This window comes from Kitasatospora sp. Ki12 (genome assembly GCF_054601375.1).
In genome coordinates, this window is the sequence record NZ_BAAIHT010000003.1 from 1,468,824 (window position 1) to 1,485,226 (window position 16,403).

The following is a 16,403-nucleotide window of genomic DNA, read 5'->3' on the forward strand; positions in this document are numbered from 1 at the left end:
GGGAGGGGGGCGAACGGGCGACAGCGGACGGATGTCAGATTTCAGCTGACAGATAACAGATGACGTTATCTGTTATCTGAAATCTGTCTGCTGAACTCTGTCAGCTGACATCCGTCGGCTGAACGTTGTCGACTGAAACCCGTCAGAGCCCGGCGGCCGCGCGGGCGGCCGGAGAGGTGGCGAGGTAGCCGAGCGCCTGACTGGAGGAGCCCTCCTGGGTGGGGTGGTAGCCGGGGCGCAGGTAGCGCAGACCGGAACGGACCGACTTGACCGGGTCGGGCAGCAGGCCGCGCTTGGCGATCCGGTACGCCTCGCGCCAGCTCGGGCGCAGCCGCCCGTCGAGGGTCGGGTCGGCGGCCAGCAGGAAGCGCACGCCGCGCACCCAGAGGTGGACCAGCAGCGGGCCGGCCATCGCCATGGTGCGCACCCGGCGCCCGTACCCGGGGTCGAGGTGGACCAGCAGGTCGAAGGCGACGCTGCGGTGTTCGACCTCCTCGGCGCCGTGCCAGCGCAGCAGGTCGAGCATCGTCGGGTCGGCCTTGGCGCGGTCCAGTCCCGGGGAGTTGAGGATCCAGTTGCCGAGGAAGGCGGTGTAGTGCTCGATCGCCGCGATGGCGGCGATCCGCTCGATGAGGGCCTCGCGCCGCTTCGCGGGGGTCAGCCCGGGCCGTTCGCCGAGCACGCGCTGGAAGACCCAGGCGACCTGGCGCACGTACGGGCGGGGGTCGAGCCCCTGGCCGAGCAGGTGGTCGAGGACTTCCTGGTGCGCCTCCGCGTGGATGGCCTCCTGGCCGATGAACCCGAGGACCTCCTCCCGGAGTTGCTCGTCCCGAATGAGCGGCAGGGCCTCCTTGAACACCTTGACGAACCAGCGCTCGCCCTCGGGGAGGAGGAGGTGGAGGACGTTGAGGATGTGGGTGGCCATCGGCTCGTCCGGGATCCAGTGCAACGGCAGCCGGGCCCAGTCGAAGCGGACGTCCCGGGGCTCCAGGACGAGGCTGTCGTGCACGCGCGCGGCGGGTGCGGCGAGGGCGGGGACGGGGGTGGGACGGGGCATGGCAGGCCCTCCTGACCTGGGGGCGGCGGCTCGGCTCCAGGAAACGTACTCGCGGGTAGCGTCGGGGACAAGGGGTTCGGCGGCTCTTATCGACATCGAGTCTAATAAGTGATGTGCACCGCACGGCACCCCCGGAAACCTTCCGGGAAACACGCGAGCCCCGCCGGATCCCGGCGGGGCTCTTCACGTGGCGGACGGCACGTGGCGGACGGCCGTACGACTCAGACCGCCATCGCCAGCATCAGCGGTGCCGCCCGGGCCGCCAGCAGCTCGGCGGCGGCCTTCAGCTTGTGGATGTTGTCCACCGGCATCGAGGTGGCCAGACAGCCGACCGTGCTGCCCGCCGTGATCGGCACGGCGGCGCACACCGTGCCCAGCGCGTACTCCTGGATGTCCAGCACCGGCACCGTGGCCGGCTGCCGCTCCAGACGGTGCATCAGCTGGTCGGCGTCGGTCACGGTGCGGGAGGTGAGCCGGGCGACCGGGTGCCGGGAGAGGTGGTCGCGCCGGCCGTCCGCGTCCAGCTGGCTGAGCAGGCACTTGCCGATCGCACTGGCGTGCGCGGTGGCCCGGAAGTCGACCCACTCCTGCACGGCCGGCGCGTAGTCGGCCGCCGCGACCGCCTCCACCGACAACTCGCCGTCGTGGTACCGGGTGAAGTACACCGCGGCGCCCAACTCGTCTCGGAGTTCGGCGAGTTTGCGGTCGAGCCGGGCCTTGACCAACTGCTCGCGGTTGTTCTGCCCGAGCAGGGCGAAGGTGCCGCCGAGCACCCAACCGCCGTCCTGGCACTGGAGGTAGCCCTCGATCTCGAGGATCTCCGCGAGCCGGCGCACCGTGGGCAATCCGAGCGAGGTCTCCCGCGCGAGGCCCACCAGGGTGGCGCCGTCGGGGTGGCGGTCGACCGCCTCCAGCAGTCTGAGGGCGTGCTGCAGGGAGGTGAACGGGCCGGTCGGGCCCTGGTCCAGCGCGGCGTGACGACCCGGGGCTGGTGTCGACATGTCGTCCCCTTCCGATGTCCCCCCACGGAGCGACCGCGGGCACGCACCAGCCTATCCACCCGGCGGCTCGGACGACTGCCGTCCGTGAATATCCGTGAACATTCCGTGCAGCAACCTCCGGTCGACCTGGGGAAACCCGACCCGGCCATCACGGAGCGGGAGCCGCGTCCCCGGACCCCGGCGGCCACCGCAGGCCACCGCAGGCCCCTCCCGCCCCGGCGGGCCCAGGCAGGCCGGAAACCAGGAAACAGGACCGGCCCCTCCCCCACTGCCCGGGGGGAGGGGCCGGTCCTGGTGAGCGACGGTCAGCCCTCGTCGCCCGCGCGCAGCTCGGCGACGGCGGCGGCCAGGCGGGCGCCGTACTCCTCGTCGGCGGCGTGGAAGTGGGCGAGGTTCTTCTCGACGATGTCGTCGCGCGACACCTGCGCCAGGAAGCCCGCGATGTTCTCGATCAGGCGGGTCTTCTCCCCGGCCGACATCAGCCGGTAGAGCTCGCCGGCCTGGAAGAAGTCGTCGTCCTTGCTGTGGGCCGGCGTGGTGTAGGTGCCGGTGTGGCCGTCGACCTTGACCGGCGCGGCGAGCGCGTTGTCGGTCTGGGCCGGGCCGTCGTACGAGTTGGGCTCGTAGTTCTTGCCGCGGCCGGCGGTGTTGACGGCCATCAGGCCGTCGCGGCCGTAGTTGCTGGCCTCGGTGGCGCGCGGGGCGTTCACCGGCAGCTGGGTGTGGTTGACGCCGAGGCGGTAGCGCTGGGCGTCGGCGTAGGCGAACAGCCGGCCCTGGAGCATCTTGTCCGGGGAGGGGCCGATGCCGGGCACGAAGTTGTTCGGCGAGAACGCGGACTGCTCGACCTCGGCGAAGACGTTCTCCGGGTTCTTGTTGAGCACCAGGCGCCCGACCTTGACCAGCGGGTAGTCGGCGTGCGGCCAGACCTTGGTGAGGTCGAAGGGGTTGAAGCGGTAGTCCGCGGCCTCGGCGACCGGCATCAGCTGGACGTAGAGGGTCCAGGACGGGAACACCCCGCGCTCGATGGCCTGGTGCAGGTCGCGCTGGTGCGAGTCGGCGTCGGCGCCGACCACCTCGGCGGCCTGGCCGCCGTCCAGGGAGCGGATGCCCTGGTTGGTCTTGAAGTGGTACTTCACCCAGTACGCGTCGCCCTCGGCGTTGACCCACTGGTAGGTGTGCGAGCCGTAGCCGTTCATGTGGCGGTAGGAGGCCGGGATGCCGCGGTCGCCGAACAGCCAGGTGATCTGGTGGGTCGAGGCGGGCGAGTGCGCCCAGAAGTCCCAGACGTTGTCCGCCTCCTGCACGCCGGTGTACGGGTCGCGCTTCTGGGAGTGAATGAAGTCGGGGAACTTGACCGGGTCCTTGATGAAGAACACCGGGGTGTTGTTGCCGACGAGGTCGTAGTTGCCCTCCTCGGTGTAGAACTTCAGCGCGAAGCCGCGCGGGTCACGCACCGCGTCGCTGGCGCCCAGGTTGCCGGCCACGGTGGAGAACCGCAGGAAGACCTCGGTGCGCTTGCCGACCTCGGAGAGGAAGCCCGCCCGGGTGTACCGCGAGACCTCGTCGGTGACCTCGAAGTAGCCGTACGCGCCGGAGCCGCGGGCGTGCACCACGCGCTCCGGGATGCGCTCGCGATTGAACCGGGCCAGCTTCTCCAGCAGCTGCTGGTCCTGGATCAGCAGCGGGCCGTACTCGCCGGCCGAGGCCGAGTTCTGGTTGTCGGCGATCGGGGCGCCGGACTCCGTGGTCAGGATCTTGGACATGGAGGGTCCTTCAGGTGTCGATAAGGGCGGTGCGTGGAGAGGGGTCTGACCGATCGTCAGGATGCGGCCTCAGGTACGGCCTCGGATGCGGCCTCAGACGCCGAGCAGGCGCCAGACCGCCGAGCGGCGGCGGGAGGAGTGCTCGCCGTCGGGGCCGTCGGCCGGCCGGAGCGCCGCGACGGCGGCGCCGGCCGCGGCCGGGTCCGCCAGCGGGCGGGCGGCGGCCAGGGCGGCGGCCTCGTCCGCGGTCAGCCCGGCCTCGGTGAGGGCCGCGGCGGCCTCGGCGGCCGGGACGGCGTCGAACCAGCGCAGCGCGAGGGCCGCGCGGCCGGCCTCGGTGAGGCGGCCGGTGAGCCGGAGGCGGGCGAGCCCGCCGTCCGGGTAGACGTTGATGCGCACGTGGGTCACCGGGCGGCCCGGGTCGAGCCGGAAGCGGTGCCGGGTGTCGGGCTGCAGCCGGGTGCGCGGCAGTAGCTCGAACCATTCGCCGTCGGCCGGGTCCGCCCCGGTCGAGGCGTCGAAGCCGATCAGGTCGGCCCAGCCGGGGGCGTTGGCGACGAAGTGGGTGGTGTCCACCTCGGCGGCCAGGACCTCGCCGCCCCCGGCCAGGGCGATCTGCACCCAGTCGTTGGCCTTGTCGCGCCGACGCCGGGTCTCCCAGCCCTCGCCCATGACGGAGGCGCGGCCGGGAGCGTTCAGGTTGTGCGGGGAGGAGAAGTAGCGGTCGGACGCCGCCTCGGCCACGCCGCCGTACTCCTGGGCGGCCAGGTCGAAGGTGAGGCCGTCCAGTTCGCGCGGGTCGGGCAGCACCTCGCCGTGCACCCGCAGCCGGGCCACGCCGCCGTCCGGGAAGATGTTGAGCCGTACGTGGGTGTAGCGGGTGGCGTCCTCGACGGCGAACTCGTGGGCGGTGTTCCCCCGCAGCGGGGTGCGCGGCACGATCGCGGTCCACTCGGCGTCCGCCAGCTCCTCGGGCGAGGGGTGGCCGGGTACGGACGCGGCCTCGACGGAGCCGGACTCCGGGTAGTTGCCGGTGAAGTGGGCGGTGTCCACGATGACGCCGCGGATCACGCCGCCGACGCCGAGCCGGACGACCGCCCAGTCGTGGTCCAGGTCGGTGGGGTGCGGCTGCTCGGCGGAGACGCCGCGGCGGCGCTTGGACTCCCAGCCGTCCATGATCTGGCCCTTGTGGCCGAAGGTGTGCGGGCGGAACTCGGCGGGCTTGGCGACCAGCAGGTTCTCCGCGTCCGCGAAGGTGTCCTCGTTGGTGGCGACGACGCCCGCGCCGAGCAGCCGGGAGGCCAGGTTGACCAGCTCGGTGAAGGGAGCGCTCGGGGTGTCGGCAGTGGTCACTGGCTCTCCTCAGGAGGCGGTGTCGGTTCGGAAGGCTCGGAAAGCGGTGTCGGTTCGGACGGCGCTGGCGGTTCAGAAGGCGCTGTCGGTTCGGCCGGCGCTGTCGGAAAGGGAGTCGGCGGGCCGGACGAGCTGCCGGCCGAAGGGCCGGGCGCCGGTGTCCACCTCGCGGCCGCGCAGCCAGGTGCCGCGCACCGCGCCGGTGAGGGTCCGGCCCGCGTACGGGGTCACGGGGTTGCGGTGGTGCAGGCCGCTCGCCCGGACGGCGAACTCGCCGTCGGGGTCGAAGGCGACCAGGTCGGCGTCGTGGCCGGGGGCGATGGCGCCCTTGGTGCCGGTGAGGCCGACCAGTTCGGCCGGTCCGGCGGACATCCAGCGCACCACGTCGGACAGGCTGTGGCCGCGGCGGCGGGCCTCCGTCCAGACGGCCGGCAGGCCGAGCTGCAGCGAGGCGATCCCGCCCCAGGCGGCCGCGAAGTCCCCGCTGCCGCCGTACTCGGGCAGCAGCTTGAGGTCGGGGGTGGACGGCGAGTGGTCGGAGACGACGGCGATGAACTCGCCGTTCGCCAGGGCCTCCCAGAGCGCGTCCCGGTTGGACTCGTCGCGGATCGGCGGGCAGCACTTGAAGGCGGTGTCGCCGTCGGGCACCTGCTCGGCCGCGAGGGTCAGGTAGTGCGGACAGGTCTCGGCGGTCACCCGGACGCCGTCCTCGCGCGCCCGGCGCAGCAGCGGCAGGACGGCGGCGGAGGAGACGTGCAGGATGTGGACCCGGGCGCCGGTGCGCCGGGCCGTGTCGAGCAGGTGGGCAACGGCCGCGGTCTCCGCGTCGGCGGGGCGGGAGGCGAGGAAGTCCCGGTAGTGGACGCCGGGTTGCTGCGGGGCGGCGGCGAGGACGGCCGGATCCTCGGCGTGGATGATCGCCAGTGCGCCGATCCGGGCCTGCTCGGCCAGCGCGGCCTCCAGGTCGGGGCCCTCGACGTGCGGGAACTCGTCCACGCCGGAGGGGGCGAGGAAGCTCTTGAAGCCGAACACGCCCTCGCGGTACAGGGGTTCGAGGTCCGCGACGTTGCCGGGGACGGCGCCGCCCCAGAAGCCGAGGTCGACCCAGGCCTGGCCCTCGGCGGTCTTCCGCTTGACCCGCAGTCCCTCCACCGTGGTGGTGGGCGGGATCGAGTTGAGCGGCATGTCGATGATCGTGGTGACACCGCCGGCCGCGGCGGCCCGGGTGGCGGTGGCGAAGCCCTCCCACTCGGTGCGGCCGGGCTCGTTGACGTGCACGTGGGTGTCGACCAGGCCGGGCAGCAGGGCGGTGTCGCCGAGGTCGACGAGTTCGCGGTCGGCGAGCTTGCGGTCGCCGAGCTTGCGGTCGCCAACCGCGAGCGAGCCGTGGGCGACGACCTGCTCGATCCTCCCGTCCCGGATCAGCACGTCCGCGGGGCGCTCTCCGTCGGGCAGGACCACCCGCCGGGAGCGGATCACCGTGGGTTGGCTGAAAGGCATGGGAGACCTCCGGAACCTGGGAGTCGGGGGTGGTTGGGGGGTGGGCCGGACCCGGGGAGGTGAGGGATTGCCGGGGAGCCTAGGCCCGCCTTCAACAAAACGTCAATGGATGAACGTACGAGGGCTCAGCCCGGCAGCAGCTCTCCGGCCAACTTCTCCCCCGCCACCTCGGCCAGCTCGGCGGCCCTGGTCATGCTGTCCCCCGGCTGTTCGGCCAGGTCGGTCAGCGCGATCGCGGCGGCGAAGCCGGCCGCCCGCCACTCGGGTTCGGCGAGTTCCAGCCGACCTGCCACGGCGGCCACCCGAACCCCCGCCCGGGCGGCCGCCGCGGCGACTCCGGCGGGGGCCTTGCCGTGGAGCGTCTGTGCGTCCAGGCAGCCCTCGCCGGTCACGACGAGGCGTGCCCCACGCACGGCCTCGTCGAAGCCCAGCAGATCGAGCAGCAGCTCGATGCCGGGTCGCATGGTGGCGCCGAGCAGGGCGAGGGCGGCGAAGCCCACCCCGCCCGCGGCGCCGGCGCCGGGGGCCTCCCTGAGGTCCCGGCCGGTGACCCCGGCGACCAGGTCGGCGAACCGGGCCAGGCCTTCCTCCAGGACCACCAGGTCGTCCTCGTCGGCGCCCTTCTGCGGGCCGTAGACGGCGGCGGCGCCGCGCGGCCCGAGCAGCGGGTTGTCCACGTCGCAGGCGACCACGATCTCGACCCCGCCCAGCGCGTCGGCCAGCGGCCCCGGGTCGATCTCCGCGAGCCTGCGCAACGCGGCCCCGCCGGGCGGGAGTTCGGCGCCGTCGGCGTCGCGCAGGCGCACTCCGAGCGCCTGCACCATGCCCGCGCCGCCGTCCGTACCGGCGCTGCCGCCGAGGCCCAGCACGATCCGCTTGACGCCGAGCGACACGGCCCGGCCGATCAGCTGGCCGACCCCGAAGGACCCGGCCGTGAGCGGGGCGGTCCGGCCGCCGGGCAGCCGGGCGAGCCCGGAGGCCTGCGCCAGCTCGACCACGGCGGTGTCGCCCTTGACGGCGAGCGCGGCGTCCACCGGCAGGCCGGTCGGGCCGGCCACCTTGGCCGGGACGCGGTCGAAGCCGGCCGCGAGCGCGGCGGCCAGGGTCCCCTCGCCGCCGTCGGCGACGGGCAGCTCCCGCACCTCGGTACCGGGCGCGACGCGGCGGATGCCGGCGGCGATCCGGGCCGCGACCTCGGCGCCCTCCAGGGTGCCCTTGAACTTGTCGGGGGCGACGACCACATGGCCCTGGTGAGGGGTGGGGGGCATGGTGCGGTCCTCGCTTCCGTACGGGTCTGGCGGCGGTACTGCGACGTGCGTCAAGCATGTGCCCGGGAATCGGGGGGTGCGACCCCCTCCCCGCCGTTCCCCCCGTCCCGCTTCCGACGTACGGGGGGCTCCCCTCGGCGGGGAGGGGGCCAGGCGACGCGTGGGCACGACCGAAGTGCCCCCTCGGGAGGGGTTACGCGTCACCGGCTGGTTCGACCGGCGGGCGGGCGGATGAGCCCCGGCCCGCGCGCCGGTCGGGTCCGGCCTCCTGACGGCGCGGGCACGACCGGATGGGTACACGCCGCCAGGAGGAGCTTGGGGCGGGGGCTCCGCTCAGGAGCCCCCGGGGTGTTACGTGACCTCGGGTGTCACGCCTCGGGTGTTACGCGACCTCGCGGCCGGAGAGCCGCTCGACGCCGCGCAGCAGCGCCGAGTGGTCGAGGGAGCCGTCGCCGTTGGCGCGGGCGGAGGCGACCAGCTGGGCCACCACGGCGCCGACCGGCAGCGCGGCGCCCACGGCGCGGGCGGCGTCGGTGACGATGCCCATGTCCTTGTGGTGCAGGTCGATCCGGAAGCCGGGGGCGAACTCGCGGTTCAGCATGTTCGCCTTCTTGCGGTTGAGCACGGTCGAGCCGGCCAGGCCGCCGCCGAGCACGTCCAGCGCGGCCCCGAGGTCGACGCCGGCGTTCTCCAGGAACACCACGGCCTCGGCGAGCACCTGGATGTTCACGGCGACGATCAGCTGGTTGGCGGCCTTGACGGTCTGGCCGGCGCCGGCCGGGCCGACGTGGACGACCGTGGTGCCGAGCGCGTCGAACAGCGGCTTGGCCTCGGCGAAGTCCTCGGCGGCGCCGCCGACCATGATCGACAGGACGGCCTCGACGGCGCCGGCCTCGCCGCCGGAGACCGGCGCGTCCAGGGTGCGGACGCCCCTCTCCTTGGCGGCGGCCTCGACCTTGATCGAGGTCTGCGGGGTGATCGAGGACATGTCGATCACCAGGGTGCCGGGCGCGGCGTTCTCCAGCACGCCGCCCTCGCCGAGGATGACCTGCTCGACCTGGGGGTCGGCCGGGACCATGGTGATGACCACCTCGGCGTCCTTCACCGCCTCGGCGATGGAGGCGGCGCCGTGGCCGCCGGCCGCGACCAGGGCGTCGATCTGCGGCTGGGTGAGGTTGAAGCCGGTGACGTGGTGGCCGGCCTTGACCAGGTTGGCGGCCATCGGGCTGCCCATGATGCCGAGGCCGATGAAGGCGATCTTGCGGCTCATCGCGTCGAGTTCCTTACGTCGTTCGTGGGGTGGGGAGGCTTGTGGGCGCTCGGGGGCCTAGGCCTGGGCGCCGCGCAGCTCGCGCGGCAGCCACCCGAAGCTGTCGGCGCTGACGCCGGTGGAGGGGCGGTACTCCAGGCCGATCGGGCCCGTGTAGCCGGCGGCGGTGAGCCGGGCGAACAGGTCCTCGAAGTCCAGTCCGCCGGTGCCGGGCTCGTTGCGGCCCGGGTTGTCGGCGATCTGCACGTGGCCGATGCGGTCGGCGTGGGTGTCGATGACCCGGGCGAGGTCCTCGCCGTTCTTGGCCAGGTGGTAGAGGTCGCACAGGAACCTGGCGTTGCCCAGGCCGGTGGCGGCGTTGACCTTGTCGACCACCTCGACCGCGGCGTCGGCCGAGACCAGCGGGTAGTCCGGGGACTCGGCCGCGTTCAGGGCCTCGATCAGCAGGATCGCGCCGACCTCGTGCGCGGCCTTGGCCGCGATCACCAGGTTCTCCAGGGCGAGCGTGTCCTGCTCGGCCGGGTCCACGCCCTCGACCCGGTTGCCGTAGAGCGCGTTGAGCGCCTTGGTGCCGAGCGAGGCGGCGAGCTCCGCGGCGACCGGGACGTTGGCCCGGAAGCGGTCCCGCTCGGACGGCACCGAGACGGTACCGCGGGCGCCCCGGCTCAGGTCGTCCAGGAAGTTGAGCCCGGTGAGCCGTACTCCGGAGTCGGTGAACGCCTTGCGGAGCGCGTCCAGTTCGGCCGCGGAGGGGTCGTGCTCCTCACCGAAGGGCCACCAGAGCTCGGCGGCGGTGAAGCCGGCCGCGGCGGCCGCGGCGGGGCGCTCCAGAAGGGGCAGCTCGCCGAACAGGATCGACAGGTTGACCGTGTAGCGGTGCTTGGCAGCGGCCGTCACGTCACTCACCTCTCATCTCTCTTCCGTCATCCGCAACTTCCACGATCCGGAAGAGGGATTCTGTGTGGTGGAAGCATCTCCGGACACTGAAGGACGTGTCAAGGGCGCCGCAACATTTTGTTGAAGACGCCCGTGGGGTGCGCCGACACCGGGAACCACCCGTCCGATCGCCCAGCCCCTGCCCGCCCGCACCCCCGCTCGATACAGTGATGCCGTGCGATTGATGGTGGAGTTCACGACAGAACCGTTCGAACTGGACACGTTCCCCGAGCACGCCGCGGCGGCCCGCAAGGTCGTCGACGAGGCGGGCCTGGCCGTGTCGGTCGGCCCGTTCGGCACCGGCGCCGAGGGCGAGGCCGAGCAGGTCCTCGACGCGGTGACCAGGCTGCTCCGGGAGACCCTGGACGCCGGGGCGACCCGCATCTCGGTCCAGGTGAGCGTCCTGGGCGAGGAGGGCGGTACGCCGTGACCGAGCAGCACGTGGAGCACCAGCTCGCCGCGGCGGTGAAGCCGCTGCTGGACGCGGTCGGCGCGACGCCCGTCCCGCTGGGCGAGGCGAAGGCCGAGGACGTCGTCCTGGAGTGGGAGGGCCGGCCGGCCCTGGCCGTCCGGCTGCCGCACCTGAGCAGTGCGCTGGACCGGCTGCTGGCCGAGATGGCCCGCCAGTTCGACGGCCGCCCGCTGGCCGAGCTGGACCGGCTGGAGAAGCAGCGGGTCGTCGCCCTGCTGGAGGAGCGCGGCGCCTTCACCGTCCGCCACGGCGTCGAGACGGTCGCCTCGGCCCTGGGCGTCAGCCGGTTCACGGTGTACAACTACCTGAACCGCCAGGACGGCTCGAAGACCTCCTGAGAGCCGCCCCGGCGCCCTCGACGGAGACCTTCCGAACGGGTGACCCCGCCGGTACGGCCAGTCTGGACCGGCCCTCGGCGGGGCACACTTGGCGAATCGCACACGAAAGGGCCCGGCAGCGCGGGCCGGTTCAAAACGTAACCACCAACCGTTCAACAAAGTGTTGACGGCCGGGTGGGGTCGATCTAGCTTTTCCGGGTGGCACCACTCTTCAGGAGGTCCACCCGTGACCAACCACCCCCACGCCCTTGACGCCCTGGCCGCGGCCGATGCCGCGGAACTGGAGGCGATCCTGCTGGAGGTATGCTCCAGCCCCCGTTGGGCCGCCGCGGTCGCGGCGGCCAAGCCCTGGTCCGACCGCGAGTCCCTGTTCGCCGCCAACGCGGCGGCCATGGCGTCACTGACGGCCGGGGACCTGCGCGACGCGATGGCCGGCCACGCCCGGATCGGCACGCCCAAGGCGGGCGACGCCACCTCCGAGCGCGAGCAGGCCGGAATCCAGGGCGTGGACCGAGCGGTCCTCGACGAACTGCGCGAGGCCAACGCCGCCTACGAGGCGAAGTTCGGCCACGTGTTCCTGATCTGCGCGACCGGCCGCACCGCGACCGGCATGCTCGCCGCCCTGCGCGAACGCCACCCCAACGACGCCGCCACCGAGGCGGAGATCGTCCGCGGGGAGCTGCGCAAGATCAACGACATCCGGCTCGGCCGCCTGCTCGACGGTTCCTGACACGTCACCGACACATTCCTGACGTACCGTCGTGGTTTCGTCGCGGTCGACCGCCGGGCATGTCGAACGCGATATGACGCACCATCACATCTGCCATCAGTAAGGTCACTTCACCCATGACTGGCATCTCCACCCACGTGCTCGACACCAGCCTCGGCCGCCCGGCCGAGGGTGTCCCGGTCGAGCTCGCACTGCACACCGAGGGTGGCTGGCAGGTGCTCGGCACCTCCGCCACGGACTCCGACGGCCGGGTCAAGGACCTGCCGGCCGTGGAGGCGGGCTCGGTCGTCCGGCTGCTCTTCGACACCAACGCGTACTACGCGCTCAAGTCGACGGAGCCGCCGTTCTTCCCCGAGGTCTCGATCGTCTTCACGGTCGCGCCCGAACAGCACCACTACCACGTGCCGCTGCTGCTCAACCCGTTCGGATACTCGGTCTACCGCGGAAGCTAGTAGACCGACCTGGAAGCTCTAGGAGCCACGTCATGGCCCACGTGCTCGGTCAGAACCAGTACGGCAAGGCGGAGAACCGCATCGTCCGGATCTACCGCGACTCCACCCGGCACGAGATCAAGGACCTGAACGTCTCGGTCTCCCTCCAGGGTGAGTTCGAGGACGTCCACCTCACCGGGTCCAACGCCAACTGCCTCCCCACCGACACCACCAAGAACACCGTCTACGCCTTCGCCAAGGAGTACGGCATCGAGTCGGCCGAGGCCTTCGGCATCGTCCTGGCCCGCCACTTCGTCGACGACACCGAGCGCGGCGTCGTGCACGGCGCCCGGATCCGGATCGAGGAGTACTCCTGGGACCGGATCCGGACGCCGGACAGCTCGGCCCGTTTCATCGGCTCGGAGGAGGTCGGCCACTCCTTCGTCCGCAACGGCCAGGAGGTCCGCACCACCGAGATCTTCTACGACGGCGAGTCCGTCCAGGTCATCTCCGGCCTGAAGGACCTCGTGGTGCTGAACTCCACCAACTCGGAGTTCTGGGGCTACATCAAGGACAAGTACACCACCCTGCAGGAGGCGTACGACCGCATCCTCGCCACCCAGGTCACCGCCCGCTGGAAGTACAACTACAGCGGCAAGGACGGCGAGGCCCAGCCCAACTGGAACCGCTCCTACACCCACGTGCGCCGCCACCTGCTGGAGGCGTTCGCCGAGACCTACTCCTACTCGCTGCAGCAGACCCTGCACGCGATGGGCACCCGGGTCCTCAACAACCGCGCCGAGGTGGACGAGGTACGCCTCGAACTGCCCAACAAGCACCACTTCCTCGTCGACCTGGAGCCCTTCGGCCTCAAGAACGAGAACGAGGTCTACTACGCCGCGGACCGCATGTACGGCCTGATCGAGGGCACCGTGCACCGCGAGGGCGTCGTCCCGGTCATCCCGGTCGTCTGACCCCTCCCGCCTCCATGGACTCCGCCCGGAATCGCCGCACCCTCCGGCCCCCACGGGCCGGTCGAGCCCGGGCGGGCCGCACCACCCGCATGATCAGCACCACCTGTTTCTCCACCCCCACCAACCGGAGTTCGTGCCTGCCTCGCGGCGGCCGGCCCGGGGCACTGGAGAAGCACCCCGGGGAATCCTTGCTCCGCCGTCCCGTCCTCGGGGGGTCTCCAGCGCCACGGGCGCGCCGGGAGCCACGGGCACAAGAGGGGCTCGACATGGCACCCAGCAGCACCAGCAGTACAGACGGCGGTTCCACCCCTGCAAGACCCCCTGGCCCGGACACGTCCACCGGCCTCCCCGGCGAGGAGTCCGGGCCAGGAATCCACCCCGTGGACGAGTTGCTGCCCCCGGTGAAGCTGATCTCCACCGGACTCCAGCACGTCGCCGCGATGTACGCGGGAGTCGTCGCACCCCCGCTCATCGTCGGCGCCGGCGTCGGGCTCTCCCCCGCCGAACTCGCCCTGCTCATATCGGCCAGCCTGTTCACCGCCGGACTGGCCACCCTCCTCCAGACCCTCGGCGTCTGGAAGATCGGCGCGCGACTGCCGTTCGTGAACGGCGTCTCCTTCGCGGGGGTCGCGCCCATGATCGCCATCGCCAAGGGCTCCATCGACAAAACGGGGGGACCGAAGGACGCCCTCCCGGTGATCTTCGGAGCGGTGATCGTCGCGGGGCTCCTGTGCTTCCTCGCGGCACCGTACTTCTGCAAGCTCATCCGGTTCTTCCCCCCGGTCGTCCAGGGCACCGTGATCACCCTCATCGGGGTGTCCCTGCTCCCGGTGGCGGTGAACTGGGCGCGCGGCGGCTCGCCGGGCGCCCCCGGGTACGGCTCCATGCGGGCCATCGGCCTCGCCGCGATCACCCTCGCCGCGGTGGTGCTCTGCAACCGGCTGCTGCGCGGCTTCTGGCAGCAGCTGTCCCTGCTCGTCGGCCTGGCGTTCGGCACCCTGGTCGCCGTCCCGCTCGGCCTCACCGACTTCGGCGCGGTCCGGGACGCGAAGGTCTTCGCGCTCCCCTCCCCGTTCCACTTCGGCGCGCCGGTGTTCGACGCCGCCGCGATCGTCTCGCTCTGCATCGTCATGGTGGTCTCGATGACCGAGTCCACCGCCGACATGCTCGCGCTCGGCAAGATCGTCGACCGCGAGGCCGACGAACCCACCCTCGCCGCCGGCCTGCGCGCCGACGGCCTGGCCACCGCGCTCAGCCCCGTCTTCAACGGCTTCGCCGCCAGCGCCTTCGCCCAGAACATCGGGCTGGTGGCGCTGACGAAGATCCGCAGCCGGTTCGTGGTCGCGGCCGGCGGAGGCATCCTGGTCCTGCTGGGGCTGTTCCCCGTGCTGGGCTCGGTCGTCTCCCTGGTGCCGCAGCCCGTCCTCGGCGGCGCCGGGATCGTGCTCTTCGGCACGGTCGCGGCGAGCGGCATCCGCACCCTCGCGGAGGCCGGCATGGAGTCCGGCTCCCACACCATCCTGGTGTCGGTCTCCCTCGGTGTCGGCATCATCCCGATCGCCGTACCGAACTTCTACGACTCCTTCCCGGAGGCCGTCCGGACCCTGATGCACTCGGGGATCTCGGCCGGCTGCGTGATGGCCGTCCTGCTCAACCTGCTCTTCCACCACGTCGGAACCACCCGCCGGACCGGATCCGGACAGGGCTCCGGCACGACGGTGCCGACGGCGACACCGTCCTGACCAACCCCGGAGGGGCGCGTGCCACCCGCACACGCCCGACGCGCGCCCCTCCGGGCCCTCCCCCATAGGAGTGACACCATGGCAGTCCAGCCCCCGCCCGCCGACCAGCGGATCGTGATCGAGAACGTCGCGATCGCCACCGTGGACGCGAACGACACCGAGTACGCCCGCGGCCACGTGGTCATCCTCGGCAACACGATCGAGGCGGTCGGCGACGGCCCCGCCCCCGCGTGGCTGGACAACGTGGTGCGCCGGATCAACGGTGAGGGCCACCTGATCACCCCGGGCCTGGTCAACACCCACCACCACTTCTACCAGTGGATCACCCGCGGCCTCGCCCAGGACGACATCCTGTTCGACTGGCTGGTCGCCCTCTACCCGACCTGGGCCCGGATCGACGAGAAGCTCGTCCACGCCGCCAGCCAGGGCTCCGCCGCCGCGCTGCTCAAGTCCGGCTGCACCACCGCCTCGGACCACCACTACGTGTTCCCCAAGGACGGCGGCGACGTCCTCGGCGCCTCCATCGAGGCCGTCCAGGAGCTCGGCCTGCGCTTCACCGCGCTGCGCGGCTCGATGGACCGCAGCAAGAAGGACGGCGGCCTGCCGCCGGACCACGCCGTCGAGGAGCTGGACGACATCCTGGCCGCCTCCGAGGCCGCCGTGGACACGTACCACGACTCCTCCTTCGGCTCGATGCTGCACGTCGCCATCGCGCCCTGCTCGCCCTTCTCGGTCTCCACCAACCTGCTCCGCCAGTCCGCCGAACTCGCCCGCCGCAAGGGCGTCCGGCTGCACACCCACGGCTCGGAGACCGCCGAGGAGGAGCAGTTCTGCAAGGAGCTGTTCGGCATGGGCCCGACCGACTACTTCGAGTCGGTCGGCTGGCTCGGCGAGGACGTCTGGATGGCGCACTGCGTCCACATGAACGACTCCGACATCGCCAAGTTCGCCGAGACCGGCACCGGCGTCGCCCACTGCCCGTCCTCCAACGCCCGCCTCGCCGCCGGCATCGCCCGGGTGCCCGACATGCTCCGGGCCGGCGTCCCGGTCGGCCTCGGCGTGGACGGCACCGCCTCCAACGAGTCCGGCGAGCTCGGCACCGAGCTGCGCAACGCCCTGCTGATCAACCGGCTGCACGGCTCCCCCACCGCCCTCACCGGGCGCCAGGCGCTGCGCCTCGGCACCATGGGCGGCGCCCGGGTGCTCGGCCGGCAGAACGAGATCGGCTCGATCGAGGCCGGCAAGCTCGCCGACCTCGCGCTGTGGAAGATCGACGGGGTCATGCACTCGTCCATCGCCGACCCGGTCGCCGCGCTCACCTTCGGCGCGCTGCCGCCGCTGTCGGTGCTGTTCGTCAACGGCAACGCGGTGGTCGAGAAGGGCCAGCTGACCACCGTCAACGAGGACCGGATCGCGCGCGACTGCGCCCGCGCCGCCAGGGAGCTGGCGGCCCGACCGGTCTGATCGGCCGGATCGGTTCGAGCGGTCCGATCGGCCCGGATCGGTTCGAGCGGTCTGAGCGGTCTGATCTACCCTCCTCCGAACTCCGGGGGCGCCCAGGGACG

The 16,403-nt window shown here is 72.2% G+C and carries 14 protein-coding genes and 1 pseudogene; 7 read left to right on the forward strand and 8 right to left on the reverse strand.

The genetic code is table 11. The features are described 5' to 3' along the window. Positions 1-142 precede the first annotated feature (142 nt). The 8 genes and pseudogenes from ACYP53_RS37045 to ACYP53_RS37080 all read right to left on the reverse strand — a co-directional run bounded on the left by ACYP53_RS37045 (position 143) and on the right by ACYP53_RS37080 (position 10,121). Positions 143-1,057 (reverse strand): metal-dependent hydrolase, encoded by a 915-nt coding sequence (locus ACYP53_RS37045; RefSeq protein WP_459650629.1) that lies wholly within the window; start codon positions 1,055-1,057, stop codon positions 143-145. A gap of 221 nt (positions 1,058-1,278) precedes the next feature. Then, positions 1,279-2,058: an IclR family transcriptional regulator gene (locus ACYP53_RS37050; protein WP_189913730.1), complete on the reverse strand. Its 780-nt coding sequence runs from the start codon at positions 2,056-2,058 to the stop codon at positions 1,279-1,281. Between the two features lie 305 nt (positions 2,059-2,363). Next, on the reverse strand, positions 2,364-3,824 hold the full coding sequence (locus ACYP53_RS37055) for a catalase (RefSeq protein ID WP_459650630.1): 1,461 nt from the start codon (positions 3,822-3,824) through the stop codon (positions 2,364-2,366). A 306-nt stretch (positions 3,825-4,130) separates the two neighbouring features. After that, a pseudogene (gene alc, locus ACYP53_RS37060) lies at positions 4,131-5,177 on the reverse strand (allantoicase); the annotation flags it as partial. Positions 5,178-5,249: 72 nt separating this feature from the next. After that, a complete protein-coding gene (gene allB, locus ACYP53_RS37065; RefSeq protein WP_459650631.1) occupies positions 5,250-6,677 on the reverse strand; it encodes an allantoinase AllB in 1,428 nt (475 codons plus the stop codon). Between the two features lie 125 nt (positions 6,678-6,802). Beyond that, a complete protein-coding gene (locus tag ACYP53_RS37070; protein ID WP_459650632.1) occupies positions 6,803-7,945 on the reverse strand; it encodes a glycerate kinase in 1,143 nt (380 codons plus the stop codon). Positions 7,946-8,327: 382 nt separating this feature from the next. Continuing rightward, complete coding sequence (locus ACYP53_RS37075) at positions 8,328-9,215, reverse strand: 2-hydroxy-3-oxopropionate reductase (protein WP_189913735.1); 888 nt, start codon at positions 9,213-9,215, stop codon at positions 8,328-8,330. Between the two features lie 57 nt (positions 9,216-9,272). After that, the gene (locus ACYP53_RS37080; protein WP_459650633.1) at positions 9,273-10,121 is read right to left on the reverse strand and encodes a TIM barrel protein; all 849 of its coding nucleotides are present in this window, start codon (positions 10,119-10,121) and stop codon (positions 9,273-9,275) included. Positions 10,122-10,335: 214 nt separating this feature from the next. Between ACYP53_RS37080 and ACYP53_RS37085 the strand changes: the two genes are divergently transcribed. The 7 genes from ACYP53_RS37085 to ACYP53_RS37115 all read left to right on the forward strand — a co-directional run bounded on the left by ACYP53_RS37085 (position 10,336) and on the right by ACYP53_RS37115 (position 16,302). Continuing rightward, positions 10,336-10,581: a thiamine-binding protein gene (locus ACYP53_RS37085; protein WP_189914085.1), complete on the forward strand. Its 246-nt coding sequence runs from the start codon at positions 10,336-10,338 to the stop codon at positions 10,579-10,581. After that, positions 10,578-10,961: a helix-turn-helix domain-containing protein gene (locus ACYP53_RS37090; protein WP_229928293.1), complete on the forward strand. Its 384-nt coding sequence runs from the start codon at positions 10,578-10,580 to the stop codon at positions 10,959-10,961. Before ACYP53_RS37085 ends, ACYP53_RS37090 begins: the two co-directional genes overlap by 4 nt. Before the next feature lie 226 nt (positions 10,962-11,187). Further along, positions 11,188-11,691, forward strand: coding sequence for a 2-oxo-4-hydroxy-4-carboxy-5-ureidoimidazoline decarboxylase (uraD, locus tag ACYP53_RS37095; RefSeq protein ID WP_189913737.1), 504 nt, complete (start codon positions 11,188-11,190; stop codon positions 11,689-11,691). A gap of 116 nt (positions 11,692-11,807) precedes the next feature. After that, positions 11,808-12,143 carry a hydroxyisourate hydrolase gene (gene uraH / locus ACYP53_RS37100; protein ID WP_189913738.1) on the forward strand — a complete coding sequence of 112 codons (336 nt, stop codon included), beginning with the start codon at positions 11,808-11,810 and terminating at the stop codon, positions 12,141-12,143. A gap of 32 nt (positions 12,144-12,175) precedes the next feature. Continuing rightward, on the forward strand, positions 12,176-13,096 hold the full coding sequence (gene pucL, locus ACYP53_RS37105) for a factor-independent urate hydroxylase (RefSeq protein ID WP_189913739.1): 921 nt from the start codon (positions 12,176-12,178) through the stop codon (positions 13,094-13,096). 266 nt (positions 13,097-13,362) lie between these two features. Then, entirely contained in the window at positions 13,363-14,838 is a 1,476-nt protein-coding gene (locus ACYP53_RS37110) for a nucleobase:cation symporter-2 family protein (RefSeq protein WP_459650634.1), read from the forward strand. A gap of 78 nt (positions 14,839-14,916) precedes the next feature. After that, the gene (locus ACYP53_RS37115; protein ID WP_459650635.1) at positions 14,917-16,302 is read left to right on the forward strand and encodes an 8-oxoguanine deaminase; all 1,386 of its coding nucleotides are present in this window, start codon (positions 14,917-14,919) and stop codon (positions 16,300-16,302) included. The last annotated feature ends 101 nt before the right edge of the window (positions 16,303-16,403 follow it).

Bases quoted from the DNA above. Each gene is read 5' to 3' on its own strand.
- ACYP53_RS37045 (WP_459650629.1), bottom strand. From the start codon at position 1,057: ATGCCCCGTCCCACCCCCGTCCCCGCCCTCGCCGCACCCGCCGCGCGC.
- ACYP53_RS37050 (WP_189913730.1), bottom strand. From the start codon at position 2,058: ATGTCGACACCAGCCCCGGGTCGTCACGCCGCGCTGGACCAGGGCCCG.
- ACYP53_RS37055 (WP_459650630.1), bottom strand. From the start codon at position 3,824: ATGTCCAAGATCCTGACCACGGAGTCCGGCGCCCCGATCGCCGACAAC.
- allB (WP_459650631.1), bottom strand. From the start codon at position 6,677: ATGCCTTTCAGCCAACCCACGGTGATCCGCTCCCGGCGGGTGGTCCTG.
- ACYP53_RS37070 (WP_459650632.1), bottom strand. From the start codon at position 7,945: ATGCCCCCCACCCCTCACCAGGGCCATGTGGTCGTCGCCCCCGACAAG.
- ACYP53_RS37075 (WP_189913735.1), bottom strand. From the start codon at position 9,215: ATGAGCCGCAAGATCGCCTTCATCGGCCTCGGCATCATGGGCAGCCCG.
- ACYP53_RS37085 (WP_189914085.1), top strand. From the start codon at position 10,336: ATGGTGGAGTTCACGACAGAACCGTTCGAACTGGACACGTTCCCCGAG.
- uraH (WP_189913738.1), top strand. From the start codon at position 11,808: ATGACTGGCATCTCCACCCACGTGCTCGACACCAGCCTCGGCCGCCCG.
- pucL (WP_189913739.1), top strand. From the start codon at position 12,176: ATGGCCCACGTGCTCGGTCAGAACCAGTACGGCAAGGCGGAGAACCGC.
- ACYP53_RS37110 (WP_459650634.1), top strand. From the start codon at position 13,363: ATGGCACCCAGCAGCACCAGCAGTACAGACGGCGGTTCCACCCCTGCA.
- ACYP53_RS37115 (WP_459650635.1), top strand. From the start codon at position 14,917: ATGGCAGTCCAGCCCCCGCCCGCCGACCAGCGGATCGTGATCGAGAAC.